The sequence below is a fragment of the Legionella stuttgartensis genome (assembly GCF_977063405.2).
Map to the genome: position 1 here is coordinate 150,058 of NZ_CDRUHA020000060.1, position 25,695 is coordinate 175,752.

Below are 25,695 nucleotides of genomic sequence, written 5' to 3' on the forward strand. Positions count from 1 at the left end.
TAATAGAAGGGATTATACAAAAAAAACATTAAGTGACTATTAAGTGATTCCATTGAAAATAAATTGTTCATTTGGGGGTATAATTAATAATACAATGACAGTGAAGAAAAGATGGATTTGTATTTTTATTATTTATTGTATTTTAAATTTCTTTTCTTTGTTAATATTTGTGGCTAGATGACTCTTTTTTTGGTCACAATAAATTTTATTGGTCTTTTGTTTGAGAAAAAAAGATAAGATGAACACAGGATAGTAAGAGCGAGGGCGGCAAATGGCATATCTTAAATTCAATGGTGGAACACAAAATAAAATTAATAATCGTCTATTTAATTTAGGTCTAGAACCTGAAGCTCGAATGATGAAAACTCTTGAAGAGAACCCCCAATACCTCAATCGTCTCACTTCCTTATTCAGTATATTAAAGAAATATAAGATTGAATTGAATGATACGCTTCATAATGCCATTGCAAGTAATGTGGCTTATGCTGGAGCCGTGGTTGACTTGTTAGAATTTATGCACGAAGAAGGGGTCGATCCTGCATTTATTTCTCTAGAACGTTTATTGGCGAGTGCAAAATCTGAAACAACTCTAAAACAAGGGATGCAAATTCTGAAAACTCATGATTCACTTGATTTAGCAAGTTTGAATCTTATGTTCGCCTATCCTCAGGACTCTTTATTAATTGCTGATTTAATCGTTAATTTTCAAAAACACGCTTATCCAACGGCGGAGATCATTAAAAAGCTCCATCAATTTTCCGTCAAAAATATGAGTACAGTAATCGAGCTCTTTACGATGCTTTTAAGTAAAAACCTCTATTATTTTGAATGTTTCGATATTTTTTTAAGGCAACAAGAATATATACATAAAATTTATGAGGGCGCTAAAAAGCTTGTTGCGCAAGAGAAACTTGCACCAAGTTATTTCGAGGTTATTGAGAAGAATCCAAAAAATGCCAATATTCTTGCCAATATTATTTTGTTATTAAATCACGCATCATTAATTGATTATCAAAAAACAGAAGATGTATTAATAGCAAGCAAATTAGGAATAGGGGAGTTTCATTTTTTGACCCATTTGCAGCAAGCAGATATGTTAGATGCTGAAAATTATAAAAAGGTTTGTCGATATAGCAATCCTATTCTTACCCATCCTGAAGTTATTGAATTGTTTACCAGTCTTCCTTTATTTGAGGAATTCCATAGAGAAGAATTAGAAAAAATGTTGTCTTTAATTACTAAAGAAACAAGTGCAGATATTTATTTAGATGAATTCATTGATATGATCCAAAAACATCAATTCAGCAGTAAACCAAATCTCTAAATAATGAAATTTTTTGCTTAGTGCTGTCATTTTGTGTTATATTTTGGCCTTAGAGAACAATTTAAGGACAGTTATGGCTGACACTACTAATTGCCAAGATTCTGGGCCAGTGGAAAATAACAGCACTCAATCGATGATGCAAGCTTTATCCAACGATTCAAAAGCATCAGCGTCAACCACTGAATTTGTTAACCGTTTAAAAAGGTTAAATTTGGGAGTGGATGAGCGCATGATAAGACTTCTTTCAGACCACCCTGATTATGGTAACCGTCTAATTTCATTATTCAAGATGCTGAAAGCAGTCAAAATTCCAATGACTAGTGAGCTTGAGTTAATTATTTCCAACAATATTAGCTGTGTCGGTGGGGCCGTCAATTTGTTAGGATTGATAAAAGAATTAGATATTGATTCCCAAGCAATTTCATTAGACCGTTTATTTGAAGCTTCGCGATTTGATGCAAACGTAGCCCAAAGTGCGCGCGAATTACATCAACAACGTGTACTTGATTTAGCTACTTTTGAATTGCTGCTTGATTATCCAGAACAATCTCTTGAAATTTCCCGATTGCTTATTAATCTTCAAGAACATGCCTACAATGTTGAAAGTCTTGTCGAGAGACTTTGGGCTAGTTCAATTTCTAAAAAGCATATGGGTGCTACGCTCGATTTGCTAAATTTAATGCTGGAAAATGATAGCTACTATACTAATGCAATTGACATTTTTTTAAGACAAGAAAAATATATCAGCAAAATTTATGAAGGGGCTAAAAAGCTTGTAGCAGAACATTACCCTTTGTGTAGCTATTTTGAGCTGGTTGAGAACAACCCTCAAAATGCTAATGTTTTTGCGAAAAATATTTTATTATTACACCAGGCATCACTCGTCGATCTTGATAGTGCTGATGATTTATCCATGGTAAGCAAGTTAGGTGTTGGGGCATTTCATTTCATGAAACATTTACAACTAGCAGGTATGTTAAATGTTAAGAATATTGAAAAAATCTGTCAGCCCAATAATATATTAGAGCAAGATGCAGTTGTCCAAAGATTGATCAGTCTTCCTTTGATTACGAAATTCGAAAACGAAGAACTGGAACGAATGTTAGAGTTATTGGATAACGATACAGTTTCCAAGGAAGATATTGAGCTCTTCAATGAAATTTTGGAGGAACATTTTATTGCTAATATTTGCGCGCCTTCTGCAAGTTATAAATGAGCAAACAGATTCGCTGTTTGCTTTCCTTTCCAAATCTAATTTTTAAAAAAATACAACGTACTTCTTCTTGATTGAAGTACGTTTAAAAAGTTGGACTAATTCTTCAAGTTATTTAAACAAATTATTAACCACATGAGAAATCATTTAATTTCTCTGGTACTGAAGTGTTGGCAAAGCATTCAGTTGCAACTGAATTGCTTGTTGTCGTGCAGCTTCATCTTGTTTTTCTTTTATAGCAAGAGCATCATTGATAGCATTGATTTCTTGTTCTTGCTGGATAACTTCAGGGCTGTCTATAGATGTATCAGCATCTACGGGCACGTCTGGATAAGCAACTTGTGGCGGATTATACCCAGGGGCATAAGTATATTGGATGGGTTGATTTGTTGTTCCAACCACATAAGCTGTCGGAGCACAGCCAATGAGAATAAACGTCATTCCCAAGAGACAAACAGCGCGGGTTTCCTTGATCATAAGACATCGCCCTTAAAGCATAAGTTGAATTAGCTTTTTGCTTGAACTTGTATAATTATAGATCAATTAGTCTAGAATTTGTGCGATTAGCTTTATACGTGGATGGGCTGAGGTTTGGCTTTTTCTGATAATTTGAATAACCTAAGTTCTATTTGTGTGTACCCAGACTATGAATTTATTATTCGTTTAGTTATTTAGCATTGTAGCCGTGAAAGTGCATTTGAGCACATCATTCCGAGAGTAACGAGGGAGCTCCTATCATAAGATAGAGTCCCAGTGGGAGAGCCCTCATTACACCTTACAATTCACCTTAAGTTTTTTTTGGCTTATAACCAATACCCACGTCCCGCGGCTTTTCCGCGGGATCCAAGGATTTGAGGCGCTAAGCTCCTTTTTCCTGGATGCTGCGATCGAGTAGCAGCACGGAGGCTCAATGGCTGCCAAGAAAACTTAAGGTAAATTGGAAGCGTTACAGTCGGAATTACTGCAAAAGGATCTAGATTCCGCTGCATTGTGCCAGGCTCAGTTATAATGGTTCTAAAAAATTCCCCAGATTAGGTTTTTGCCCTAAGCGATATTGATATACGATATAAAACGCCATAATATTTTTTAAATAATTACGGGTTTCTTGCCAGGGCAAGGTCTCTATCCACACATCAATTTCTTTAGGTGGGTGGGTTTTTAACCAATAAACAACTTGTTTTGGCCCAGCATTATAGGCTGCAGCAATGAGTATAGGGTGATTGCCGAATCGCTTTGCAAGCTGTTTTAAATAAGCCACTCCAATATTGATGTTCTTTTGAGATAGAAACAACTGCTTTTGATCATTATAGGGAATCTTGTCTGCTTTTGAGACCACTCTCGCGGTATAAGGCATGACTTGCATTAGACCTCGAGCTCCTACCGAAGAAGTAGCATCATCTCTAAAGCCACTTTCCTGACGAATAATGGCGTATATAAATTCTGGCGCAACAGCATATTTTTTAGAGTACAGTGAAATACTGTCTTTATAAGCTAACGGAAACCTTAATGAAAGTTGATTATTTAAGGTTTCATTATTACTTAAATAGACCGATTTACCATGCCATTGCAATTTTTGATCGATCCAGTAGACTAATGCGCTTGCCTCATCTTTAGGTAATTCACTAATGAAATCATTGAGCAAGCGTGATGCTTGAAGCGTTTGTTTGCTCATGTAGAGGGCTTGGATTTGATCAATAAATGTTTGATAGGGGTTCAATACATCCAAGTTTGTTGTGGGTATTTCATTGCTAAAACTGGGCTTTTTATTAAGGTGAAGGCTGGCCAGAAATCCATAATACTGTCTATTTTTTGCTAAAGGCTCATAGATTGCTCGCGCTTCTGCTGTTTTTCCTTGCTCCTCTAAGGAACGTGCAAGCCAGTATTGCCAACAGGGCTCATCTTTACGTTTCGAATCATTAATTAATTCAGTGACTTGTGTCCAGTTTTTTCTTTTTAAAGCAAAGCGGATTTGCCAATCCAATAATACATCATTGTAGTACTGTGGTTTCACTTTATTGAACCATTGTAAGGCATCCTCATGATTGCGCATGGCTTTATAAAGGGCAATATGAGCTAAAAATGCTTGTTGCTGAGCTGGATTCAGCATTTTTTGCGTTTTGCTTTGTTGCCATAACTTAAGCGCTTTAATCATATTAATCGAAACCATACGCTTGAGACCATAAAGGTAGATGCTGCTATTTAATCCACCCGGAGATAACTTAATGATGTTCTCTGGATTTTGATGAACGGCATTTAAATTATTTAACTCAGCTGTATGAGGTGTTTTATATTGTTTTAATAAATAACGCGCTAATTGGATATTGCGTTGCTCCAAAGCTAAGTCAATTCGTTGAGTAATTAAATTTTGATCAAAGTTATTATCTTTAAGAAGCAAATCAAACAAACTGTTGCAAGAAGGAGGTCTTGAATCACCGCTTAGCCATAATGGAATAGATGCTTTTAATGCCTCTTGTTCTTTGCCTGTATTGTAGTTTGCAATTTGTTCATAGCAAACGAGGTTCAAATCATTAGAGGGCTGATAATATTGACTGAAGTGAGTCCAATCTCTATTTTTAGCCAATTCATACAGCCACTTTTCACGCAATTTTGTAGATAAAGGAGTTGTACCATTAATAAAATCCAAAAAAGTTGCGCTGGGTGTTGCAGCTGATGGAAGATTTTGGGTAAAGGATAGATAGGTATTAAAACGTTCCATGTAGGCTTCCCCCGAGAGGGCAAGGCAAACCTGGGAACTAATAAGTCCACATATGAGTAAAATAACTTTTTTCATAACTATTCTTATTTAATTTTCTTGAATATTTGCTAATTCTTTTCGCATGGCATCAATTGTTTCTTTATAATTTTTGCTCTTGAAAACCGCCGCACCGGCTACAAATTGGTTTGCACCCGCGCGCGCCAACGTAGCAATATTATCTATGGTTACTCCTCCATCGACACACAGATCAAGTTTAGGATAGAGTTTGCGAATTTGTGGGATTTTATCAATAATTTCAGTAATCATCTTTTGTCCCCCAAAGCCGGGATTTACGGTCATGATCAGGACAAAGTCGAGTTTATAAGCGCACCAGCTCAAAACCTCAATGGGTGTTGATGGATTTAATACAAGACCTGCTTCACATCCTAAATCTTTAATAAGATTTAAACTGCGATCTAGGTGTATGGTGGCATCTGGATGAATACTAATTCGCTTTGCTCCTGCTTTTGCGAATGATTCAATGAGTGCATCAACAGGTTCAACCATTAGATGGACATCGATGGGGAGTTTCGGAAAACGTTTGAGAAAAGCCTCACAGAATGCCGGTCCAAATGTTAAATTGGGTACATAATGATTATCCATGACATCGAAATGAATAAAATCTGCTCCCGCATTCATTACGGATTCTACTTCATTGCCCAGACACGTGAGATCCGCAGATAAAATCGAAGGTAAAATATGATAAGCCATAGGAGTAGTTTTTTTAATTTGGATAAGTACTATATCATATGCTGTCTTGAGAAAACATTCTACGATGTTGTATCAATAGTGTTGTATTTTATTGTGCTCACCGAACCCAACAAGCCCATTATAAGCCTCCTTGCATCTTGAAAATTTGGTCAAAATATGAGACAATATGACTCTATTTCTGCTCTTGTAATTTTTGAAAATTATCTCAAGATAATGCAAGATTACAGAGACCTAATCATGCTTTTTAGGGAGAATAATATGAGTCAAAACTGGCCTACCAGAGACAGAGATTTGCAAGCTGCCCGTGTGATTATGGAAGAATATGCGAGTGAACGTGAAAGTGACTCATTAGGTCTTTTTGAAATTGTTGTGGACCAAACAGAAAAAAAAATGAGTTTCCGTTTATCCGAATGGGTTGTCACTTTAGCAAAACATTTTAATTCAATGTATGGGGTAAGTCAGGGCGATTTTGTAACGCGACAAGTCATTACACGTTGCCTTACTCAAGGACAAACATTACATTAATATGATTTTCTCAAGAAGCCTGAGAACAGGCTTTCTACATTAAGAAAATAAACTTCTCAAGTTGTACTTATTCACCGGTACGCTTAGAATTCAAACAGATATTTATTATAATTTACTTTAAAATCCTCTGAATTTTGGAATTGGACGAGGGCTTGGTTTAGTTTTGTTAATAAGTCTTGATCCGCTGGATTAATGGCTATACCATAGCCATTACCGTACATGTATGGTGGACCTATTAATTTAAATGTGTCTCCAGAATTAGATGCCCAATAAACAGCAGTTGCATTATCCAGCAGAATAATATCTACATCGCCTCTACCTAATGCCGAGAGTTGGTCTTCAATGCCAGGATATTCCTTAATATTGGGATTTTTTACTCCCATCTGTGAAAGTTGGTCTAAAAATACGGTCCCCGATTCCAGTCCTATTGTTTTAGTATTTAACAAATCCAGGTTAAAAGGTTCTTTGGAAAGGGTTTTTCTCTCTAAAAACCGTGAATAACTGAGTAGATAAGGTAAACTGAAATTGACTTGTTTAGCGCGATCGCTCGTAATCGTTATCGAACTGACCGCCGCATCTAGTTTTTTGTTCGCAACGGCATCAATTAATTGAGCAAAACGCATCACATGAAAGGCACATTTTCTATTCATGATTTTGCATAGACTGTTCATCATATCAACATCGAAACCATAGGCTTCATTATGACTTCCTTGCATGACGAATGGGGGATCAAAACTTTCAATCCCTACATTTAAAGGTTCACCCTCAGCAAAGAGCGAAGAAGAGAAACAAATAAATGTAATCAGAATTAATCGAATCATTTTGAATCTATAGAATTGTTATTGACTTTTATAGATTATAATATAACGAGAGTATTAATTTTGGGAATGAAAAATAAGAAATTTATGCAAATAGAAATTCCTGAGTTATTACAAGCAAAAACATGGTTCATTGAAAAACATCTATCCGATTTGCACCACCCTTTGCGTGAAAGTGCCATCAAGTTACTTCTTATTAGTGATTATGCATCGCGACAGATTCAATTATTAAAAACATTACTTATGGAAGATGAGTGCTGTTCCTTGCTGTCACGTGAAGAGTACTTTCATACTTTGAAGAGTGTGTCCTTCCATCTGCCTCAAGCCACTTATTTGCGAGCCTTGCGTCAATTTCGTAATACTCAATTTTTACGCTTACTTCTTCTTGAGCTATCCGGTATTGCCAATACAGAACAGATTATGCGTTCATGGTCTGATTGCGCTGATGCGCTGATTTTGCATTCAATTGATTACTGCAAACAAGAATTGTCAGTACGTTATGGCATTCCGCGTGATGACGCTGGCAATGAAGTTGAGTTATATACGTTGGCAATGGGGAAGTTAGGGGGGAGGGAACTAAATTACTCTTCTGATGTGGATCTTATTTTTGCTTATACGGTTGTAGGAGAAACGGACGGCGAGGAGTGCATTGATAATCAGCATTATTTTAGTCGCTTGGTTCAACAACTTGTGCAGACATTACAAAATGTAACTGCGGATGGATTCGTATTTCGAGTCGATTTAAGATTACGACCAAATGGAGATAGCGGTCCACTGGTTTCCAGCTTGGCTGCAATGGAAACTTATTACCAAGAGCAAGGTCGTGATTGGGAACGTTATGCCATGGTTAAGACGCGGGTAATTACTGAGAAGGTGGATGAAGTCCAACCCTGGTTTGAGCGTTTAATCGTTCCTTTTGTATATCGCCGCTACGTAGATTTTAGTGTCATTGAATCATTGCGTAGTATGAAGGCCATGATTGAGCGAGAAGTCCAATTAAATCCACGATTGGATGATATAAAACGGGGCCGAGGTGGGATTAGGGAAGTAGAGTTTGTTATTCAGAATTTTCAGTTAATACGTGGCGGTCGCTTGCCGCAATTACAAGAGCAAAATGCTTTGACGGCACTTGCTGTGTTAAAACAGGAGAAATTATTACCTCATACCGATGCTTTAAAACAAGCTTATCTTTTTTTACGTAAACTCGAAAACATCCTCCAGAGTTTAAATGATCAACAGACGCACTCATTGCCTGAAGATTTGGTGAAACAAACACAAATTACTCTCGCTATGGGATATCTTTCTTGGGAGGATTTAATTAATAAATTACATCAATATCAACGGATTATCAGTTATGCGTTCCATTCAGTACTTGGTACAGTGAAAGATTATGAAGATGAGAAAAGATTATTAGCGAATCAATTAGCCAGTCTTTGGCAAGGACATGTTGAAACAAGTATGGCAATTAATTTGTTAACGAGTTTAGGTTTTGTAGATGCAACCCATTGCTATCAAATGATTCATTCCTTCCGTCATAGCCCTCGTTGTCGTCGGTTAACACAAGGGGCACGCATGCGTCTGGACCGATTTATGGTTATGTTGCTTGCTGAACTGACTCATGTTGAAAAAACGGATGAAGTTTTATTACAAGTAATGCACTTGCTGGAAAATATTGTGGGGCGTAGCGCATATCTTGCTTTATTAACCGAGAATCCGCAGGTTTTAACCGAGTTGTTGTTTTGGTTTGCCCAAAGTCCATTTATTACTTCCTTATTAGTGAACCAACCTTTCTTGTTGGAAGTATTGTTGGATCAAGGAGAAGAATGGCGACCTCAATCCTTGCATCAATTACAAAGACAATTAGTAGAAAAACTGGCTCATCATCCTGATGTTGAAGTGCAAGAAGAACTATTGCGTCAATTTAAACTGACCAACTGGTTAATGGCTGCCCGTGCCGAACTTTATGGTTTCTGTAATGCGGTGCGTATTGGGCAATTTTTGTCTGATGTGGCGCAAGTGATTGTAAATCAGGTTTTAGTAATCGCAAGCGAGCAATTGTATTTACGACATCCGGAAATGGAACAAGCAAAATCACATTTTGTAATTATTGCCTACGGGAAGTTAGGAAGTCGCGAAATGAATTATGCCTCGGATTTGGATTTGGTATTTTTACATTCGGCAAAACACTCTGAAGAGGCATTGATTACTCGTTTAACGCAAAAAATTTTGCACATGTTGACTACTCGTTCCCAGTCAGGAGTGCTTTATACAGTAGATACACGTCTTAGGCCTTCTGGTGCCGCGGGGTTGTTGGTGAGTCATGTAGATGCTTTTGTGGCGTATCAAAAAAATCAGGCATGGACTTGGGAACATCAAGCATTATTAAAAGCACGTGTTTTGACAGGGAATGCAAGGATCCGACACACCTTTTTACAATTGAAAAAATCGGTATTGTTATTGACCCGAGATAAACCTACTTTGCTGCAAGATGTATTGGCGATGAGATCCAAAATGGAACAGTATCAAGATCGAAATTCTATATCTGGTGGTTTGTTGGATTTGGAGTTTTTAGTCCAGTTTTTAATGCTTCATCTAGGGGAGTCTTCTTCTGCTCGGTACACCAATACCTTGAGCCAATTAGATCATTTGTTTTTAGTGGGTGCTTTAAGTAAAGAGCAGTATACTTTTTTTAAAAAAGCATATAAGAAACACCATCAGTTGTTGCATCAAAATTTACTGCGTCCAGGCGCTGTAAAGAATAAAAGCATGCAGGATGAGATATTGGCAATGTGCAAAGAAATTTATAATCGCTCCCTGTAACCTGGGTGGAGCATAGCGGTAGGATATGTCATACCGAACCACTATTTGTCATCCCGAATGTAGTGAGGGATCTCCAGAAGAAGGGGAGAGTAAAATCAGGAGATCCTTCGTTGTAAACTCCTCAGGATAACGAATCGTGATGCTTCACCGCAAGCTATTTGTTGAATTCGGCATAAAGGTCGTAATCATCACTATCTGTAATCATAACCTCCGCAAAAGATCCCACTTTAATACCAGGAGTTGGTGGTAGGATAACAAGACCATCAATTTCCGGGGCATCACTTTGGCTGCGTGCGATAATCTGCTCTTCATTTACTTCATCAATTAATACAGTTTGGACGCTACCTATCTTATTTTCCAGCTTATTGCGGCTAATTTCTGCTTGTAATTGCATGAAGCGATGATAGCGTTCTTCTTTTATTTCTTCTGGAACGGGGTCACTTAATTCATTCGCTTTGGCCCCTTCAACCGGAGAGTATTTGAAACAACCCACTCTATCCAACTGTGCTTCTTCGAGAAAGTCGAGCAGTTCTTCAAATTCTTCTTCTGTTTCCCCAGGAAAACCAACAATAAAGGTCGAACGCAGTGTAATATCAGGGCAAATTTCTCGCCAAGAAGCAATGCGTAATAAGGTATTTTCACTACTAGCTGGGCGTTTCATCGCTTTAAGTATTCGCGAATTAGCATGTTGTAATGGAATATCTAAATAGGGAAGAATCAATCCATCGCGCATCAAAGGAATAATCTCATCCACATGCGGATAAGGATAAACATAATGCAGGCGAATCCAAATGCCTAACTCACCTAATTGTTCGCACAAATCATAAAAGCGCGTGTTAATTGTTTTGTCTTTCCAGGTGATTGGTTGATAGCGTGTATCTACCCCATATGCACTTGTATCTTGAGAAATCACCAAGATTTCGTTAACACCAGCGTCTTTTAATTTTTGGGCTTCAGTTAAAACCTGGGTCATTGGGTAACTTTGTAATTTTCCACGCATGGTAGGAATAATGCAAAAAGTACATTTTTGATTGCATCCCTCAGATATTTTCAAGTAGGCATAATGGCGAGGAGTTAATTTAATTCCTTGAGGAGGAATAAGTTGTGTGAATGGATCTGCAGGCGGAGGCAAGTGCTGGTGAACTGCATTAATTACCTCTTCATAGGCATGTGCGCCGCTAATATGCAGGACATCGGGACATGCTTCTTTAATGATCTCTGCTTTAGCACCTAAGCAACCAGTGACAATAACTCGTCCATTTTCTGCCATTGCTTCTTTTATAGTATCCAATGATTCTTTGACCGCGCTATCAATAAACCCACAGGTATTAATGACTACCACACCTGCATCTTGATAACTGGATACCAATTCATATCCTTGAGCACGCAGCTGGGTAATGATGCGTTCTGAATCGACCAATGCTTTGGGACAACCCAGGCTAACAAAACCTACTTTATGATTCATAAAACTCTAACTGTAAAAAAAGTGAACGAATTATACCTCTTAATGCGTCTTATTGTCGACAAGATTCTTTGATTTAAATGATTTTTTGATTGTGGTACTTAGCTGGTTATTTTGGTTTAAAAATGCATATACATTGGCCATGGTTTCATTCCATGATGGGAAGTTCTGATAAGTAGAAAGAGAAGAAAAACTCATGTTGATTAGCAGGTCTCGATTTTTAATTAATTTGAGAATGTAATTTCGAAGCATGGTGCTATCCCCTGGCTCGATTAGGAACCCATTAATCGTATCATTGACAATTTCTGGTACTCCTCCAATGTTGCTTGCAATAACGGGAATACCAGCTCCCATTGCTTCGGTATAAACAATTCCATAACTTTCAAAATATGAAGGAACAATCAATACATGCTTTGAGAGCAGTTCTTTTTTTAATTGTTCAATATCCAGTAAGCCATGTATTTTGATATTTGCCTCCAATTTTAAAGTGCGAATCATCGTGAATATTTTTTGGGTGTATTTTAAATCAAAATAGAAATTACCGACGATGGATAATTGCCAAGAGTTATAATCTATTTCTGATAAAGCCTGCAGTAATAGATGCAACCCTTTGTTATATAATAAATTACCAACAAAAATAATCATGAATTTATTGTTTTGGCATTTAAACCTAATATTATTTTTTTTAGGATCCAATCGCAGCCGATCTTTCCCAGGATAAGCAATCAATGAATTTTTGTGTGTTCCAATAATTTTGAAAATGGAGCGTTCTGTAGAAATGCTATTGAAGATAAAACCATCGACTGATTTAAGGTATAGGCCTTCGATTTTTTTAGTTATCCATTTATTCCAAAAATGGTGTAAGACGTTTGCCTGTAACAAATGCACAATACTTATAATGGGGAAACTCCCCATTTTTTTTAGTTTTTTATTCAGAATAAATAACGAACTGAAATTCATCTCATCTTCTAAAAGAACATCAGGAGAAAACTCAATTACTTCATTTAGAAGTGTTTTCGAAAAGTTATCCCTTATTAATCGCAAAAAACCTTTTTTTTGCTGTGAAAAAATCTTAACGATTACTCCTTGAGCACGTAAATATTCGATTAACTTGAAATCATAAATATAGCCACCTGTAGTGGTACTTAAGGGGCCATATACGATTAATCCTACGCGCATTTTGCTTCTCGATAGCTGGCTTGAGCAATCTCATCTTCCCATAATCGCACTGTAATTTGGCTGCTGGGAGGGAGGTCAAAATAAGTATTAAATTTTTGCCAGAGGATTTTAGAAAAAAGTTCAAGACTTGGATTTTGCTCTTTGAACTCTGGAAGCTCATTTAATGTTTTATCCTGGAAATAGGATATTAATTGTTCAATACGTGCTTTGACTTCAACAATATCAATAAGAAAATTGTATGAATCCAGTTTTGTATCTTCAATTTCCAGCTCAAAACTATAGTGGTGAGAGTGACATTTATTTTCTGCCCCAAAGTCTTTTCCAATTAAGAAGTGTTGGGCAATGAAATTCTTTCTTAACATTAGACAATGCATTATTACACCTCATAAGTTAAAGTGATAAATAGAGTATCATTAGGATTAGAAGCTAATAATTGATACGCTGCATCCGCCTCCGTAATATGAATGTTATGCGAAATAAAACGAGAGGGTTTTATTTTTTCCAACATTTTAAATGCAACGTCAAAGCGTCGCGCTTTAGTCCATCTGCCTTGAAGTTCAGAAGCAATAGTACTGACCTGACTGGCAATGACTTTAATTCGATTTCGATGAAATCTACCCCCTAAATCGATAGAGCACGATTTTCTGCCATACCACGACCCTAGAACGATGCGTCCTTCATAAGCTGCAAACTCAATTGCCGTGTTGAGTGCATCAGGATTACCGGTTAATTCATAAATAAGATCAATCGTGCTCTGTTGTGCCTGTTCCAGGTATTGGTTTAATTGCATATGAAGATCGGATTGGGATGCATCAAAGACATGTTCTGCTCCTAACTCCCTGCATAAGTTTCTTCTTTTTTCATATAAATCGATTCCTAGAAGAGTAGTTAACGGGAATTGTTGCAGTAAGGCAGTGGTAAGAATGCCTACAACACCTAGTCCTAAAATAAGCACATTTTCTCCAATTAGAGGAGCCCCATCTAATGTTAAGTTAATTGCTGTTTCCATATTGGGTAAGAACAAAGCATCATAAGGCGATATATGCTCGGGTAACAGGATTAGGTGGTGTTCCTTTGCACAAAAATAACTTTCATGCGGATTGAATACGAAAACCCATTGGTTTAATAAATGGTTTAATTTTTTATTGCCTGTTTCAATGACTTTACCCACAGAACAATAACCATATTTGAATGGATAATTCAGTTTGTGCCTTAATGAAGGAATGCTTGCATCCATGCAGAGAGCCGTGGGCATTAAACCCCGATAAAAAAGCATTTCCGTCCCTGCACTGATTCCCGAAATGACATTTTGCACTAATACTTCATCTGTTTTTGGTCTGGGAACCAATTCTTCCAAGACAGAAACTTGGTTGGGTTTATTAAAATACAGTACATGATTTTTCAAGGTAGATTCCTTTCAATGTCAGCCATGATAATAATATCCTTCCCGAGCTTATACTGAAGTACATTTTTTAATTGAGGAAAACCTAAGCTTTCCTTTATTTCCCTCGATAGTACAGAGACTCCGCCCACAAAAATTGGAGCTACTGTGATGATTACTTTATCGACATGATCTTCATTAATAAAATTGGTGATAATGCCTCTTCCACCCTCAACCATTACTGTTTTAATGCCCAAAATAAATAATTTCTCTAAAGTTTTGCTTAAATCAGTCCGGCCTTCATCTGTTGCGTCAACTCGGACGATCGTGGCATTCATTTCAGTAAGTAATTTTTGTTTTTCAGGATCAGCTTGATCGGTAGTGAAAATTATAGGCGGCTTAGCGTTTTTCAAAACTCGTGCGGTTAAAGGAATGCGCAGTTTGCTGTCTAAAATAACAACTTGTGGATTGTTTCCTTTATAATGTCGCACTGTTAGAAGAGGGTCATCTGCAATAATAGTACCGACTCCAACCAATATGGCATCATTTTCAGAGCGTAATTTGTGCGTCATTACCAGCGATTCTTGAGAACTTAACATAAGTCTTTTTTTGCGGTGAAATGAAATGGATCCATCTAAGCTTTGAGCATAAGCCAGGGTCACCACCGGTTTCTTCTTTTTTAAGAAAGAAGAGCATTTTTCATATAACTCTTTAAGATCTTCTTCTTCAAATACATGATCCATTTTTTGGTTTTTAGTCAACAAATAAAATGCATTATGAGGATGAATAGAGCCTTTTATAGGGACTCTGGAGGTAACATTTAATTGGTACTGATTGAGCGCTTCTATCTTTTTAGGATTGTTGGTAAGTAAACGAAGCGATTTAATTTGTAATTCTTTTAAGATATGGGCCGCTACTTCATAAGTACGCTCATCGCCGCCATGACCTAATGCTAAATTCGCATCGACTGTATCTTTCCCTTGATCTTGCAAATTATAAGTGCGTAATTTATCAATTAATCCAATTCCTCGTCCTTCTTGACGAAGATAAATAATAATCCCGCGACCCTCAATAGCAATTTGACTCATGCTTATTTGTAATTGCTCGCCACAATCACAGCGTAAAGAGCCTAAAATATCGCCGGTCATACATTCCGAATGAATTCGAACTAAAATATCATCTCCATTATGTACCGCACCATAGGTGAGTAAAAGGTGCTCTTTATCATCTTGATTTGTCGTAAATAATGAAAGCTCAAAAGCCCCATATTTTGAAGGAATTGCTGCAGAAACTTCTTTTTTTACAACCAGTTGATTATCCATAATCTATTCCTTAGACGGAGTTTTCGCCCTTCAGGTTTCTTATTGCCTATTTAACTATAGTTCATAAAAAAAGACGGTCAAATAATAATCACAAAATCAAGCAATAACCATAATGACCAATGTTTTCCATTATATTGGGGGCAGTTGAATAAAAAATAATTTTAATTAGGGGTTCAAAAAACTTGATAAAGATCCGTTTAGGATAGCGGGAAAGAAGGACCCAATTTGAGGCAAAATAACTTTGAGATAATGCATTTTTATTTGTTGAAATTAAGGTAGGTCCTTAAGGTTATTCTATTTGATTTAAGGTTTTTAAAAATTTATTTGCGGAAATTTCCCCAACCAGTTTGAGATGATTGAGCTCTTTTCCTTGGGCATCTAGAAAGATAAAAGTTGGTGGCGCCACCACATGAAAGTAACTAAGCAGAGCTTTATTTTCTGCATTATTTTCTGTGACATCTATTTTAATTACAACAAATCGCGCTAAGGCCTCTTGTACCTGAGGGTCTTTAAATGTAGTCGCTTCCATTACTTTACAGGAGGTGCACCAATCAGCATAAAAATCAAGCATCACCGGTTTACCATGAGCATCCGCTATCGCTTGTTTTATTGTACTCAAGCTCTGTTGCTGTTGTATTTTAATTGGTGCAGCGCTTGCTGATTGTATGGTTAAGGGTTGCAAGGGATTGGTTGCTCCCATACTGGCGCCAACCAAAATCAAAAACCCATAGCCGAGAAGAATGAGTCCTATTCCTTGATTGAATTTTTCACGATGAGTTACAGAGTAGGTCAGGGCACCACTATAAATCCCTGAAAAAATAAGTAAACTTGCCCATAAGAGCATGCTGACCAATGGGGGAGCTATTCGAGCGATAAGGGTAATTGCAACGGCAATAAAAATAATGCCAAACAGGGACTTGATGGTATTCATCCAGTTGCCTGTTTCAGGTAACCATTTACCAGCAGAAGTACCGATGAGTAAAAGAGGTGTACCCATCCCCAAACTTAAGACAAATAAAGTCAGACAGCCTAGAAGAACATTCCCAGATTGGGCAATATAAGTTAATACTCCAATGAGTGGCGCAGTAACACAAGGTGAGAGAATTAGAGTGGATAAACACCCCATAATTGCGGCCCCAAGATAGTGTCCGCCTCTTTGATTACTGGAACCGTGTATTTTCGCTTGCCAAGAATGAGGTAGTTTAAATTCATAAAATCCAAACATGGAGATAGCTAACAGAATAAAAATCAGGCTAAATACTCCCACAGCCCAAGGTGATTGCATGCTAATTTGTAGATTGGCTCCAAGCAAAGCTACTACAGCCCCAATGATTGAATAGGTAATCGACATACTAAGCACGTAGCTTAACGAGAGGAAAAATGCTTTCCTGGTCGTAATTTCTTTCCCATGCCCCACGATAATTCCTGATAAAACGGGAACCATTGGTAGAATGCATGGAGTGAACGATAAAAGTAAGCCAAAGCCATAAAATGAGAAGAGAATTAATAACCAATCGTTGCTCAAAAAGATTTTAGTCACCCCATCATTTTGTGATTCTTCAATAACTGCGGACTGGGTATTTGGGGATTGCTCCAGATTCGCCTGTGTTAAAGCCAAATCGTTGTCTATGGACAATTGAATTGTCTTAGTCTCAGGAGCATAGCAAAAGCCATCATCAGAACAGCCCTGATAATGTAAATCAATTAAAGCATCCCCCGGGTTATTCCCTAAAATTCCAACGGGAATAGAGACTTGATTACGGTAGACAGAAAACTCATGTCCTAATTTATCTACTTTTTTCTCTGAGGGAGGGAACCGCAGAGTTCCTAAATGAAATGTGCCATTCTTTTTCGTGGTTAATTTAATACGGTCGCTATAAAGAAAATAATGGGGTTTTATCTGGAAATTAATCGCAAATGTATTAGGATCAACCTTGTTTACATTCACATGAAATACTTGAGCAGCCGGAAGTGGGTTTGCATGTAGAGCAAATGTAGTTATGCAGCTAAATAACAATAAAAACCATTTTCTCATTCTGAAAACCTTTATTATGCGGAGCTTAAAATACATATATGTAACTATATCAGAACATCATGGAGTGTGAATAAAATTAAACACTAAAATTTTTTTTATTTTAACCCTTGAAACTCATTTTCTTGTCCCCATATGGCATTCAGTGACATTGCAATTTGACTTTAAAGTTTAATTAATCAGGAGATAGAAGCATGAAAATTCGTCCTTTACACGATCGAGTTGTTGTTCGTCGTATGGAAGAGGAACGTACCACAGCTGGTGGTATTGTTATTCCAGATAGCGCCACTGAAAAACCAATGCGTGGTGAAATCATTGCTGTGGGTGTTGGTAAAATCCTAGACAACGGTGATGTTCGTGCGTTAGCAGTAAAAGTGGGTGATATTGTCCTGTTCGGCAAATACTCAGGTACCGAAGTGAAAATCGACGGTAAAGAACTAGTTGTGATGCGTGAAGACGACATCATGGGTGTAATTGAGAAGTAATCGTTTCATTAGGAGAGAGAGATAATGGCTAAAGAATTACGTTTTGGTGACGATGCGCGTTTACAAATGCTCGCTGGTGTTAATGCATTAGCTGATGCAGTGCAAGTAACTATGGGCCCACGTGGTCGTAATGTTGTATTAGAAAAAGCTTATGGTGCCCCAACTGTAACTAAAGACGGTGTATCTGTTGCTAAAGAAATCGAATTTGATCAACGCTTCATGAACATGGGCGCACAAATGGTTAAAGAAGTTGCTTCTAAAACTTCTGATACTGCTGGAGATGGTACTACTACAGCTACTGTATTGGCTCGTGCGATTGTAGTTGAAGGTTATAAAGCAATTGCTGCTGGCATGAATCCTATGGATCTGAAGCGCGGAATTGACAAAGCAGTTACAGCAATTACTAAAAAATTGCAAGCAATGTCTAAGCCTTGCAAAGACAACAAAGCAATTGCTCAAGTAGGAACTATTTCTGCTAACTCTGATGAAGCAATTGGCGCTATTATTGCGAGTGCAATGGATAAAGTAGGTAAAGAAGGTGTTATCACTGTTGAAGACGGTAACAGTCTTGAAAATGAATTATCTGTTGTTGAGGGAATGCAGTTTGATCGTGGTTATATTTCTCCATACTTCATCAACAATCAACAAAACATGACTTGTGAGCTTGAGCATCCATTCATTCTGTTGGTTGACAAGAAAATCTCCAGTATTCGTGACATGTTGTCTGTATTGGAAGGTGTTGCAAAATCAGGCCGTCCATTGTTGATCATTGCTGAAGATGTTGAAGGTGAAGCATTAGCAACTCTCGTTGTTAACAACATGCGTGGTATTGTTAAAGTATGTGCTGTTAAAGCTCCTGGCTTCGGTGATCGTCGTAAAGCAATGTTGCAAGACATCGCAATTCTGACTCATGGTGAAGTAATTTCTGAAGAAATTGGTAAGAGCTTAGAAGCTGCTACTTTAGAAGACTTAGGTACTGCAAAACGTATTGTAGTTACCAAAGAAAACACTACAATTATTGATGGTGAAGGTAAAGCTGCTGAAATCAATGCACGTATTGGTCAAATTCGCGCTCAAATCGAAGAAACTACTTCTGATTACGATCGTGAGAAATTACAAGAGCGTGTTGCTAAACTTTCTGGCGGTGTTGCAGTTATCAAAGTTGGTGCTGCTACTGAAGTAGAAATGAAAGAGAAAAAAGCTCGTGTTGAAGATGCATTACACGCTACTCGTGCTGCTGTAGAAGAAGGTATCGTAGCTGGTGGTGGTGTTGCTTTAATCCGTGCACAAAAAGCTCTGGATTCTTTAAAAGGCGACAATGACGATCAAAACATGGGTATCAACATCCTACGTCGTGCTATTGAAGCACCAATGCGCCAGATCGTATCAAACGCTGGTTATGAAGCTTCAGTAGTTGTAAACAAAGTGTCTGAAAACAAAGACAACTATGGTTTCAATGCTGCTACTGGTGATTTTGGTGACATGGTTGACATGGGTATTTTGGATCCAACTAAAGTAACTCGTATGGCATTACAAAATGCTGCTTCTGTAGCAAGTTTAATGCTGACTACTGAGTGTATGGTTGCTGATTTACCAAAGAAAGATGAAGCTGCTGCTGATATGGGTGGCATGGGTGGAATGGGTGGTATGGGAGGCATGGGCGGCATGATGTAAGCCCCTCTCTATCCCTATTTCTTTAAAAACCCGCCTTAATGGCGGGTTTTTTATTTGAAAATAATGGAATTTTTGCCGTGTATCATCCAAAATGATGAGGAATAATAAAGTCAGGAGTCATGATGGGAGCAATGATTAAAAAGTTAGAAGTAGTTTTAGCAGATACGTACGCATTGTATCTTAAAACTCAAAATTATCACTGGCATGTTAAGGGAGCGCAGTTTAAAAGTTTGCATGAATTATTTGAAATGCAATATACAGCATTGGCAGAAGCGATCGATGAAATTGCAGAACGAATTTTAATTCTTGGGCATAAAGCTCCTGCTACTTTTACCGCATTGAATCAATTAAAAACAATCAAAGACGGTGATTCCAATGTTGATGCGAATCATATGGTGAGTGAGCTTGCTCAAGATAATGGGAGTTTAGTTAAAGATTTAAACGCCGCGGTTAAACTCGCACAAGAACATGATGATGAAGGGACAATTGCGTTGCTTAGTGAGCGTATTGGGGCTCATGAAAAAGCACGCTGGATGTTGAACGCTTCTATTTCTTAACTTTGGTTTATACATCTCCTAACCTGGGTAAGCCCAGGTTATATCTGTTTACTTCTTCTTAATCATTTCTTTTTCGGCGCTTTTCTTCATGACAATGATGCTGATGCGTCTGTTTTCAGGACTGTATGGATCTTTTAGATTAAGAGGCACAGTTGATGAAAAACCAGATACACGAACGACTCTATCGGGATCCAAACCCGCCTTAACCAATGCACGACGGGCGGCATTGGCTCTTTGGGCCGATAATTCCCAGTTAGTGTATTCTAATTCATCAGGATTATGGTAAGGATGAGCATCGGTGTGCCCTTCAATGGTAATTTTATTGGGGACGTTCTTAAGTAGTTTTGCGATTTGGACAAAGACATGCTCCATGTCCGGATTAAGTTTGTCTGAACCTACATCAAACATCGGTTTATTTTGATTGTCGATTAATTGAATGCGCAATCCATTTTTTACTACTTCCATCATTAATTGATTTTTTAAACCAGCAAGAGAAGGATCTTCTTTAATACTTAAATTAATCTTGGACTTTAATTCTTCAAGTTTTTGGGTTTCATCTTCAGTTGATTGGATTACTTGAATGTCTTGGGCTTTTTTATTTGGAGCCGATGGGTGATCTGTTGTTGAAACTTGACCATTAGTGTCTTTTATTTGAGGTCCGCCGCCTTTAAGATTAATTTGTTGATTACCTACATTTTCTCCACCAAAAAAGGTGATTTTCATTGGTTGTTTAAAATACTCGGAGATCCCATCTTTTTGAGCTTTATTGAGAGAAGCAATCAACCACATTAGCAAGAAAAAGGCCATCATTGCGGTTACAAAATCAGCAAAAGCGATTTTCCATGATCCACCATGATGCTTATGCTGATTTTTCTTTATTTTTCGAATAATCGGGGTTGCGCCAGATTTTCCTTTATTGCTGTTGTCATTCATGTTGTAACCTCATTAACTCGGAGTGGGTTCCGCAGAAGAACCTTCTTCTGAGTTGGATGAGGATGCGCCCGGCTTGAAATTTTTGATTTCTTCATTGAGCTGGGTAAAGGAGGGACGTTGTGCGGAAAACAATACTTTGCGTCCAAATTCAACGGCAATAATAGGGGGGTTATTGTGTAAACTCGCCAAAATTGTAGCCTTTATGCATTGCAGCAATAATTGCTCCTGATTGGCGTGCTGTTCCATTGCTGAAGCTACAGGACCAACAAACCCATAGCCGATTAAAATACCCAAAAAGGTACCTACCAGGGCATGTGCAATGAGAACGCCTAATTCTGGTGGAGGTAGATTGATCGATTCCATGGTATGCACTACCCCAAGAACTGCCGCAACAATACCAAAGGCGGGCATGGCATCAGCGAGTTTGGATAAAGCATTAGCAGGAATCATTTCCTCCTCATGATGCGATTCAATTTCCATATCGATTAAAGCCTCCAGTTGAAAAGGTTGGAGGTTTGATGTGATGATTAATCTTAAGTAATCACAAATGAACTCAATAATATGGTGGTTTTTCATAATTGAAGGATAGGCATTGAAAATAGCGCTTTCTTTAGGGGCTTCAATATCCGTTTCTAAAGACATAAGTCCTTGTTGGCGTGCCTTATTTAGCAGCGTGTATAACAGACTTAATAGATTACTGGAAGTATCCTTAATGGATTTTTCCCCACGAAAAACCTTAGGTAGCGCTTTCAACAATGATTTTAATACCGAACCACTATTCCCAACAATCAAGGAGCCTATGGCCGCTCCACCTATAATAAGCAACTCAATGGGTTGAAAGACCGCAGCAAGGTGGCCTCCACCCAAAGCGAATCCCCCAAAAACACAGAGAAGTATGACAACATAGCCAATTAAAATTAACATTTTTAAACGATCTCCAAATTCCTTTTAAAACTTTGCATCGTCTTTATTTTAAATAATCGTGCACAACACGACCATAAGGTAATGTGAGATCCGTTAATAAATGTACCCCATTTACAATGCGCTTTACGGGCAAATTTGCTACAGGAGCTAATGCATGATGTTTCATTTCTAAAGAGGCTGGTCCATTCCAAGCACCTTTGATGATTACATTATCAAGATAATATTCAACCAGCTCACAAACTCGAACGCTGCCATCCACATGAGGAATTATCTTAAGTAAGTAATTAGGGGTAGCAAGTGATTCAGCTACTTTTTTTACATCAAGCGCTTCGTATTTATAACCCATAGTTGCTGTGGCAACTCTAATGGGTCCATATTCTAGAGTACCCAAGAAGGTTTCATGAACTACTTCCAGTTTGGGCTGAGCCAGCTTTTTAGGAAAGCCCCAAATTTCTCGTCCGCCCGCAATAGGAGGAAGATCATCTAAAAACATAGCATGCGTGTAATTTCCCTTTTTACCTTTATAGGATACTGGGATGACTTGACCTGATTCGGTATAGTCCCCAAATCCTGTTGAGTCTGGCATGCGAATAAATTCAAATTTGACTATTGGTTCTACTACTTCTAAGGGTTCAGGGACCACTTCGCGTAGTAACTCGATATCGGTTTCATAGGTAATTATTAAAAATTCCCTATTAATGAAACGGTAAGGGCCACGAGGATAACACGGACTGGTAAGTGGCATGGCAAATGCTTGTTTTACTACGTCTGCTTCATTCATTTTTCAGACTCCTCTTTTAAATGTTTATTTGGCGACATGTCGTATACAGCAATGCCCGTTGTACTAGGTATTTTTTTATGCCAAGGTGATTGTTTGACCGCTTTTTTTCCATCCGTATAGCCGTTTTTGATGCGCTCCATAATACTTTTCCTGGAGAACTCATAATCTTTTGAAGAAAACTCAGTTTCATCGTGCTCATACAAAAAGCGAACTAACGAAATTGTAGATTGATGACCTCGAGCCATACATAATTTAAGTTCTGGATTTCCTTTTTCCTCTTCAGGGATATATTGTGAAAGAACGTGAATGGTATTTTTTAATGCGTGAATTTGTTGATACATTTCCACAGCATGCGCAAAACGGCTGGAATACTCTATGTCTTTCCGACGTTTCATTACGGCATCCAATGACGTTGGATATAAGCCATAGGAGTCAAATAGATGAATTGCAAAACACAATAAATTATGAGGGCATCGATTAGCAGATAAGATGTAGGTTGCTGGCGAGTTACTTGAAATTCCACCATCCCAGTAATATTGCCCTTCAATTTCCACCGCTGGAAAACCAGGAGGCAATGCGCCGCTGGCCATGATATGTTCGGGGCCAATTTTTGTGTTTTGTGAATCAAAATAAACCATTTCGCCGGAGCAAATTTCAACAGCACCAATGCTTATGCGCGTCTCTTCAGAATTATTGAGTCGATCAAAATCGATAAACTGTTCTAGAGTCGACTTCAAATTTTTGGTGTCGTAAAAACTCAAGGTATCCGGTGCATCATAGTATCCCATGAGTAGTGGCGGGAAACGAGGTGTAAAAAATCCTGGCTGGCCAAAAAGTAATGCAGTTTGTGCTGAGAGAAAGTGTTCAATTTTGCGGCTTGCAACATCATCGGGAAGAAGCCTGCTCTCGATAAAAGAAGGGGTGGCTATGGTTTCCCAGAACTGATACATTTTTTCAACCCGTATATTAGGTGGATTGCCTGCAGCAATTGCCGCATTAATTGCTCCAATTGAGGTGCCTGCAAACCAGCTTGGATAGTAGCCTGCTTCGTCCAAAGCATGCAAAACACCTACTTGGTAGGCGCCTAAAGCGCCTCCACCTTGAAAACAACAAGCAACATGATGATGTGTTGCAGCTTTACTGTTTTTTGTTCGAGCCATAGGCCTTACTCCATGAACCATCCATGACTAACAATCAATGACTGACCTGTTAGAGCATTTGATTCAAAAGAAGCAAAAAATAACGCAGTCTGTGCTACGTCATCCGTGGTAGTGAATTCTCCATCCACTGTATCTTTAAGCATTACATTCTTAATAACTTGTTCTTCAGTAATTCCTAATTCTTTAGCTTGTTCGGGAATTTGTTTATCGACTAGTGGTGTACGTACGAATCCTGGGCAAATTACGTTCGCTCTCACGTTATGGGCTGCCCCTTCTTTGGCTACCACCTTACACAAACCAATTAAACCATGTTTTGCAGTCACATAAGGTGCTTTCAGTTTAGATGCTTCTTTAGAATGGACTGAGCCCATATAAATAACGCTTCCTCCCTTACGAGAGGCATACATATGTCTTAACGCAGCTCTAGTTGTTAAGAATGCTCCATCCAATTGAATTGATATGAGCTTTTTCCAATCAGAAAACGCCAGTTGCTCCACAGGACTGATGATTTGAATTCCTGCGTTGCTAACCATAATATCAACGCCACCAAAGTGTTTAGCAACATCATCTACGCCTTTATCCACTTGGTTTTCATCGGTGACATTCATGGCAACGGCCATAGCCTCCCCACCTTTAGATTTTATTTCTTCTGCTGCAAGATTGGCTTGATCCAGATTGAGATCTGCAATGGCAACTTTAGCTCCTTCTTTTGCATAGACTAAGGCGATTTCTTTACCTATGCCGCTGGCGGCACCTGTAATTATTGCTACTTTGTTTTTTAAGCGCATGATTACAATCCTTGTATTATTTTGAGTGAATGATCAAATATTTAGGCTTATTTTAAAAATTCTTTTAGAAGTATAGCAATGGAAATCTGATATTGCTTTATATTCCTAAGATTTTTGTTGTCATATAGAAAAATAGAAAAAAATTCATTTGAAACAGCTGTCTCAATGGTTTTTAAAGAACCATATTTTTTCTAATATGACTCCCTGTTAAAGAAGAGATAGATGAACTCATCGTACATGAGTAGGTGCGTTGTGCTCAATTTACTAATAACGTGCAGCTAAATTTGCCCATGACTTTGCTGGAGGTTTCGATTTCAGATGTTTAGCCAGATACTAGGTTATCTGATGTGGAAATTACACAAAATTAAACCTCTTAACCTCTTTTGGAGGTTAAGAGGGAACTTCATTTGTATTAGTAGTAATAAGGGCGATAGTATCGACCATAGTAGTATGCACGACGGTCTTGCTGTTGACCAATTGCATTACCTACAAGTGCTCCAGCCCCTGCGCCAATTACAGTTCCGACTGCGCTGCCTCCAGATACAGCATACCCTATACCTGCACCGGCAGCACCACCCGCGGCAGTACCTACTTGAGTATTAGTGCATCCCCCAAGCATAAAAGCTGATGCACCAACAAAAAATAAGGGAGCAATAATTTTTTTCATAGTGTAACTCCTTTTTATAGTTTTCAGGATTTCTGTAGTGATAGAGCACGATTCAATACAATAAATCCTAGTTGCTTCATCTTCACTATGATTTTAGTACAAAAAAAACATTTTATGTAGAATAAATGACCATAATTTGTGTTGCATATTATTTTTTAAATTTCTAATTTTACTCTTACCCACA

Annotated in this window: 23 protein-coding genes; 7 read left to right on the plus strand and 16 right to left on the minus strand. The window is 38.0% G+C overall.

The window, feature by feature from the left end; all coding sequences use genetic code 11:
• Positions 1–271 precede the first annotated feature (271 nt).
• Both ACWTEW_RS20025 and ACWTEW_RS20030 read left to right on the plus strand, forming a co-directional pair.
• Complete coding sequence (locus ACWTEW_RS20025) at positions 272–1,324, plus strand: hypothetical protein (RefSeq protein WP_454780269.1); 1,053 nt, start codon at positions 272–274, stop codon at positions 1,322–1,324.
• 73 nt (positions 1,325–1,397) lie between these two features.
• A complete protein-coding gene (locus ACWTEW_RS20030) occupies positions 1,398–2,540 on the plus strand; it encodes a hypothetical protein (protein WP_454780270.1) in 1,143 nt (380 codons plus the stop codon).
• A 144-nt stretch (positions 2,541–2,684) separates the two neighbouring features.
• Here ACWTEW_RS20030 and ACWTEW_RS20035 read toward each other — a convergent pair whose 3' ends face one another.
• The 3 genes from ACWTEW_RS20035 to rpe form a co-directional block, all read right to left on the minus strand.
• A complete protein-coding gene (locus tag ACWTEW_RS20035; protein ID WP_454780271.1) occupies positions 2,685–3,014 on the minus strand; it encodes a hypothetical protein in 330 nt (109 codons plus the stop codon).
• A 526-nt stretch (positions 3,015–3,540) separates the two neighbouring features.
• Positions 3,541–5,328: a transglycosylase SLT domain-containing protein gene (locus ACWTEW_RS20040; RefSeq protein ID WP_454780272.1), complete on the minus strand. Its 1,788-nt coding sequence runs from the start codon at positions 5,326–5,328 to the stop codon at positions 3,541–3,543.
• Between the two features lie 12 nt (positions 5,329–5,340).
• Positions 5,341–6,003 (minus strand): ribulose-phosphate 3-epimerase, encoded by a 663-nt coding sequence (gene rpe / locus ACWTEW_RS20045; protein WP_454780273.1) that lies wholly within the window; start codon positions 6,001–6,003, stop codon positions 5,341–5,343.
• Between the two features lie 258 nt (positions 6,004–6,261).
• On the opposite strand from rpe, the gene ACWTEW_RS20050 reads away from it, so the two are divergent.
• On the plus strand, positions 6,262–6,528 hold the full coding sequence (locus tag ACWTEW_RS20050) for a hypothetical protein (protein ID WP_454780274.1): 267 nt from the start codon (positions 6,262–6,264) through the stop codon (positions 6,526–6,528).
• Positions 6,529–6,611: 83 nt separating this feature from the next.
• Here the strand turns inward: ACWTEW_RS20050 and ACWTEW_RS20055 are convergent, their stop codons facing one another.
• Positions 6,612–7,349, minus strand: coding sequence for a transporter substrate-binding domain-containing protein (locus tag ACWTEW_RS20055; protein ID WP_454780275.1), 738 nt, complete (start codon positions 7,347–7,349; stop codon positions 6,612–6,614).
• Between the two features lie 84 nt (positions 7,350–7,433).
• Here ACWTEW_RS20055 and glnE point away from each other — a divergent pair, with 84 nt between their 5' ends.
• On the plus strand, positions 7,434–10,166 hold the full coding sequence (glnE, locus tag ACWTEW_RS20060) for a bifunctional [glutamate--ammonia ligase]-adenylyl-L-tyrosine phosphorylase/[glutamate--ammonia-ligase] adenylyltransferase (RefSeq protein WP_454780276.1): 2,733 nt from the start codon (positions 7,434–7,436) through the stop codon (positions 10,164–10,166).
• 154 nt (positions 10,167–10,320) lie between these two features.
• On the opposite strand, the gene rimO is transcribed toward glnE, so the two are convergent.
• The 6 genes from rimO to dsbD form a co-directional block, all read right to left on the minus strand.
• A complete protein-coding gene (gene rimO, locus ACWTEW_RS20065) occupies positions 10,321–11,631 on the minus strand; it encodes a 30S ribosomal protein S12 methylthiotransferase RimO (RefSeq protein WP_454780277.1) in 1,311 nt (436 codons plus the stop codon).
• 39 nt (positions 11,632–11,670) lie between these two features.
• The gene (locus ACWTEW_RS20070) at positions 11,671–12,807 is read right to left on the minus strand and encodes a glycosyltransferase family 4 protein (protein ID WP_454780278.1); all 1,137 of its coding nucleotides are present in this window, start codon (positions 12,805–12,807) and stop codon (positions 11,671–11,673) included.
• Entirely contained in the window at positions 12,798–13,169 is a 372-nt protein-coding gene (locus ACWTEW_RS20075; protein ID WP_483099556.1) for a 6-pyruvoyl trahydropterin synthase family protein, read from the minus strand. Before ACWTEW_RS20075 ends, ACWTEW_RS20070 begins: the two co-directional genes overlap by 10 nt.
• 14 nt (positions 13,170–13,183) lie before the next feature.
• Positions 13,184–14,212, minus strand: a complete 1,029-nt coding sequence (locus tag ACWTEW_RS20080) for a zinc-dependent alcohol dehydrogenase (RefSeq protein ID WP_454780280.1) — start codon at positions 14,210–14,212, stop codon at positions 13,184–13,186.
• Positions 14,209–15,510 (minus strand): GTP cyclohydrolase II, encoded by a 1,302-nt coding sequence (gene ribA / locus ACWTEW_RS20085; RefSeq protein ID WP_454780281.1) that lies wholly within the window; start codon positions 15,508–15,510, stop codon positions 14,209–14,211. Before ribA ends, ACWTEW_RS20080 begins: the two co-directional genes overlap by 4 nt.
• Before the next feature lie 289 nt (positions 15,511–15,799).
• Positions 15,800–17,545 carry a protein-disulfide reductase DsbD gene (dsbD, locus tag ACWTEW_RS20090; protein ID WP_454780282.1) on the minus strand — a complete coding sequence of 582 codons (1,746 nt, stop codon included), beginning with the start codon at positions 17,543–17,545 and terminating at the stop codon, positions 15,800–15,802.
• A gap of 191 nt (positions 17,546–17,736) precedes the next feature.
• On the opposite strand from dsbD, the gene groES reads away from it, so the two are divergent.
• The 3 genes from groES to ACWTEW_RS20105 all read left to right on the plus strand — a co-directional run bounded on the left by groES (position 17,737) and on the right by ACWTEW_RS20105 (position 20,258).
• Entirely contained in the window at positions 17,737–18,027 is a 291-nt protein-coding gene (groES, locus tag ACWTEW_RS20095) for a co-chaperone GroES (protein ID WP_454780283.1), read from the plus strand.
• A gap of 24 nt (positions 18,028–18,051) precedes the next feature.
• The gene (groL, locus tag ACWTEW_RS20100) at positions 18,052–19,701 is read left to right on the plus strand and encodes a chaperonin GroEL (RefSeq protein ID WP_454780284.1); all 1,650 of its coding nucleotides are present in this window, start codon (positions 18,052–18,054) and stop codon (positions 19,699–19,701) included.
• A gap of 122 nt (positions 19,702–19,823) precedes the next feature.
• Complete coding sequence (locus ACWTEW_RS20105) at positions 19,824–20,258, plus strand: Dps family protein (protein ID WP_454780724.1); 435 nt, start codon at positions 19,824–19,826, stop codon at positions 20,256–20,258.
• 48 nt (positions 20,259–20,306) lie between these two features.
• On the opposite strand, the gene motB is transcribed toward ACWTEW_RS20105, so the two are convergent.
• The 6 genes from motB to ACWTEW_RS20135 all read right to left on the minus strand — a co-directional run bounded on the left by motB (position 20,307) and on the right by ACWTEW_RS20135 (position 25,511).
• Positions 20,307–21,191: a flagellar motor protein MotB gene (motB, locus tag ACWTEW_RS20110; protein WP_454780285.1), complete on the minus strand. Its 885-nt coding sequence runs from the start codon at positions 21,189–21,191 to the stop codon at positions 20,307–20,309.
• A 12-nt stretch (positions 21,192–21,203) separates the two neighbouring features.
• Positions 21,204–22,115, minus strand: coding sequence for a flagellar motor stator protein MotA (gene motA, locus ACWTEW_RS20115; protein ID WP_454780286.1), 912 nt, complete (start codon positions 22,113–22,115; stop codon positions 21,204–21,206).
• Between the two features lie 43 nt (positions 22,116–22,158).
• Positions 22,159–22,896, minus strand: coding sequence for an acetoacetate decarboxylase (locus tag ACWTEW_RS20120; RefSeq protein WP_454780287.1), 738 nt, complete (start codon positions 22,894–22,896; stop codon positions 22,159–22,161).
• A complete protein-coding gene (locus ACWTEW_RS20125) occupies positions 22,893–24,056 on the minus strand; it encodes a patatin-like phospholipase family protein (RefSeq protein ID WP_454780288.1) in 1,164 nt (387 codons plus the stop codon). Before ACWTEW_RS20125 ends, ACWTEW_RS20120 begins: the two co-directional genes overlap by 4 nt.
• 5 nt (positions 24,057–24,061) lie before the next feature.
• Complete coding sequence (locus tag ACWTEW_RS20130) at positions 24,062–24,844, minus strand: 3-hydroxybutyrate dehydrogenase (RefSeq protein ID WP_454780289.1); 783 nt, start codon at positions 24,842–24,844, stop codon at positions 24,062–24,064.
• A 412-nt stretch (positions 24,845–25,256) separates the two neighbouring features.
• Positions 25,257–25,511: a glycine zipper domain-containing protein gene (locus ACWTEW_RS20135; RefSeq protein ID WP_454780290.1), complete on the minus strand. Its 255-nt coding sequence runs from the start codon at positions 25,509–25,511 to the stop codon at positions 25,257–25,259.
• Between the last annotated feature and the right edge of the window lie 184 nt (positions 25,512–25,695).

What these genes read in the sequence shown, in the direction of transcription:
- ACWTEW_RS20025 (WP_454780269.1), top strand. Translation starts at nt 272, where the DNA reads ATGGCATATCTTAAATTCAATGGTGGAACACAAAATAAAATTAATAAT.
- ACWTEW_RS20030 (WP_454780270.1), top strand. Translation starts at nt 1,398, where the DNA reads ATGGCTGACACTACTAATTGCCAAGATTCTGGGCCAGTGGAAAATAAC.
- ACWTEW_RS20035 (WP_454780271.1), bottom strand. Translation starts at nt 3,014, where the DNA reads ATGATCAAGGAAACCCGCGCTGTTTGTCTCTTGGGAATGACGTTTATT.
- ACWTEW_RS20040 (WP_454780272.1), bottom strand. Translation starts at nt 5,328, where the DNA reads ATGAAAAAAGTTATTTTACTCATATGTGGACTTATTAGTTCCCAGGTT.
- rpe (WP_454780273.1), bottom strand. Translation starts at nt 6,003, where the DNA reads ATGGCTTATCATATTTTACCTTCGATTTTATCTGCGGATCTCACGTGT.
- ACWTEW_RS20050 (WP_454780274.1), top strand. Translation starts at nt 6,262, where the DNA reads ATGAGTCAAAACTGGCCTACCAGAGACAGAGATTTGCAAGCTGCCCGT.
- ACWTEW_RS20055 (WP_454780275.1), bottom strand. Translation starts at nt 7,349, where the DNA reads ATGATTCGATTAATTCTGATTACATTTATTTGTTTCTCTTCTTCGCTC.
- glnE (WP_454780276.1), top strand. Translation starts at nt 7,434, where the DNA reads ATGCAAATAGAAATTCCTGAGTTATTACAAGCAAAAACATGGTTCATT.
- rimO (WP_454780277.1), bottom strand. Translation starts at nt 11,631, where the DNA reads ATGAATCATAAAGTAGGTTTTGTTAGCCTGGGTTGTCCCAAAGCATTG.
- ACWTEW_RS20070 (WP_454780278.1), bottom strand. Translation starts at nt 12,807, where the DNA reads ATGCGCGTAGGATTAATCGTATATGGCCCCTTAAGTACCACTACAGGT.
- ACWTEW_RS20075 (WP_483099556.1), bottom strand. Translation starts at nt 13,169, where the DNA reads ATGTTAAGAAAGAATTTCATTGCCCAACACTTCTTAATTGGAAAAGAC.
- ribA (WP_454780281.1), bottom strand. Translation starts at nt 15,510, where the DNA reads ATGGATAATCAACTGGTTGTAAAAAAAGAAGTTTCTGCAGCAATTCCT.
- dsbD (WP_454780282.1), bottom strand. Translation starts at nt 17,545, where the DNA reads ATGAGAAAATGGTTTTTATTGTTATTTAGCTGCATAACTACATTTGCT.
- groES (WP_454780283.1), top strand. Translation starts at nt 17,737, where the DNA reads ATGAAAATTCGTCCTTTACACGATCGAGTTGTTGTTCGTCGTATGGAA.
- groL (WP_454780284.1), top strand. Translation starts at nt 18,052, where the DNA reads ATGGCTAAAGAATTACGTTTTGGTGACGATGCGCGTTTACAAATGCTC.
- ACWTEW_RS20105 (WP_454780724.1), top strand. Translation starts at nt 19,824, where the DNA reads ATGGGAGCAATGATTAAAAAGTTAGAAGTAGTTTTAGCAGATACGTAC.
- motB (WP_454780285.1), bottom strand. Translation starts at nt 21,191, where the DNA reads ATGAATGACAACAGCAATAAAGGAAAATCTGGCGCAACCCCGATTATT.
- motA (WP_454780286.1), bottom strand. Translation starts at nt 22,115, where the DNA reads ATGTTAATTTTAATTGGCTATGTTGTCATACTTCTCTGTGTTTTTGGG.
- ACWTEW_RS20120 (WP_454780287.1), bottom strand. Translation starts at nt 22,896, where the DNA reads ATGAATGAAGCAGACGTAGTAAAACAAGCATTTGCCATGCCACTTACC.
- ACWTEW_RS20125 (WP_454780288.1), bottom strand. Translation starts at nt 24,056, where the DNA reads ATGGCTCGAACAAAAAACAGTAAAGCTGCAACACATCATCATGTTGCT.
- ACWTEW_RS20130 (WP_454780289.1), bottom strand. Translation starts at nt 24,844, where the DNA reads ATGCGCTTAAAAAACAAAGTAGCAATAATTACAGGTGCCGCCAGCGGC.
- ACWTEW_RS20135 (WP_454780290.1), bottom strand. Translation starts at nt 25,511, where the DNA reads ATGAAAAAAATTATTGCTCCCTTATTTTTTGTTGGTGCATCAGCTTTT.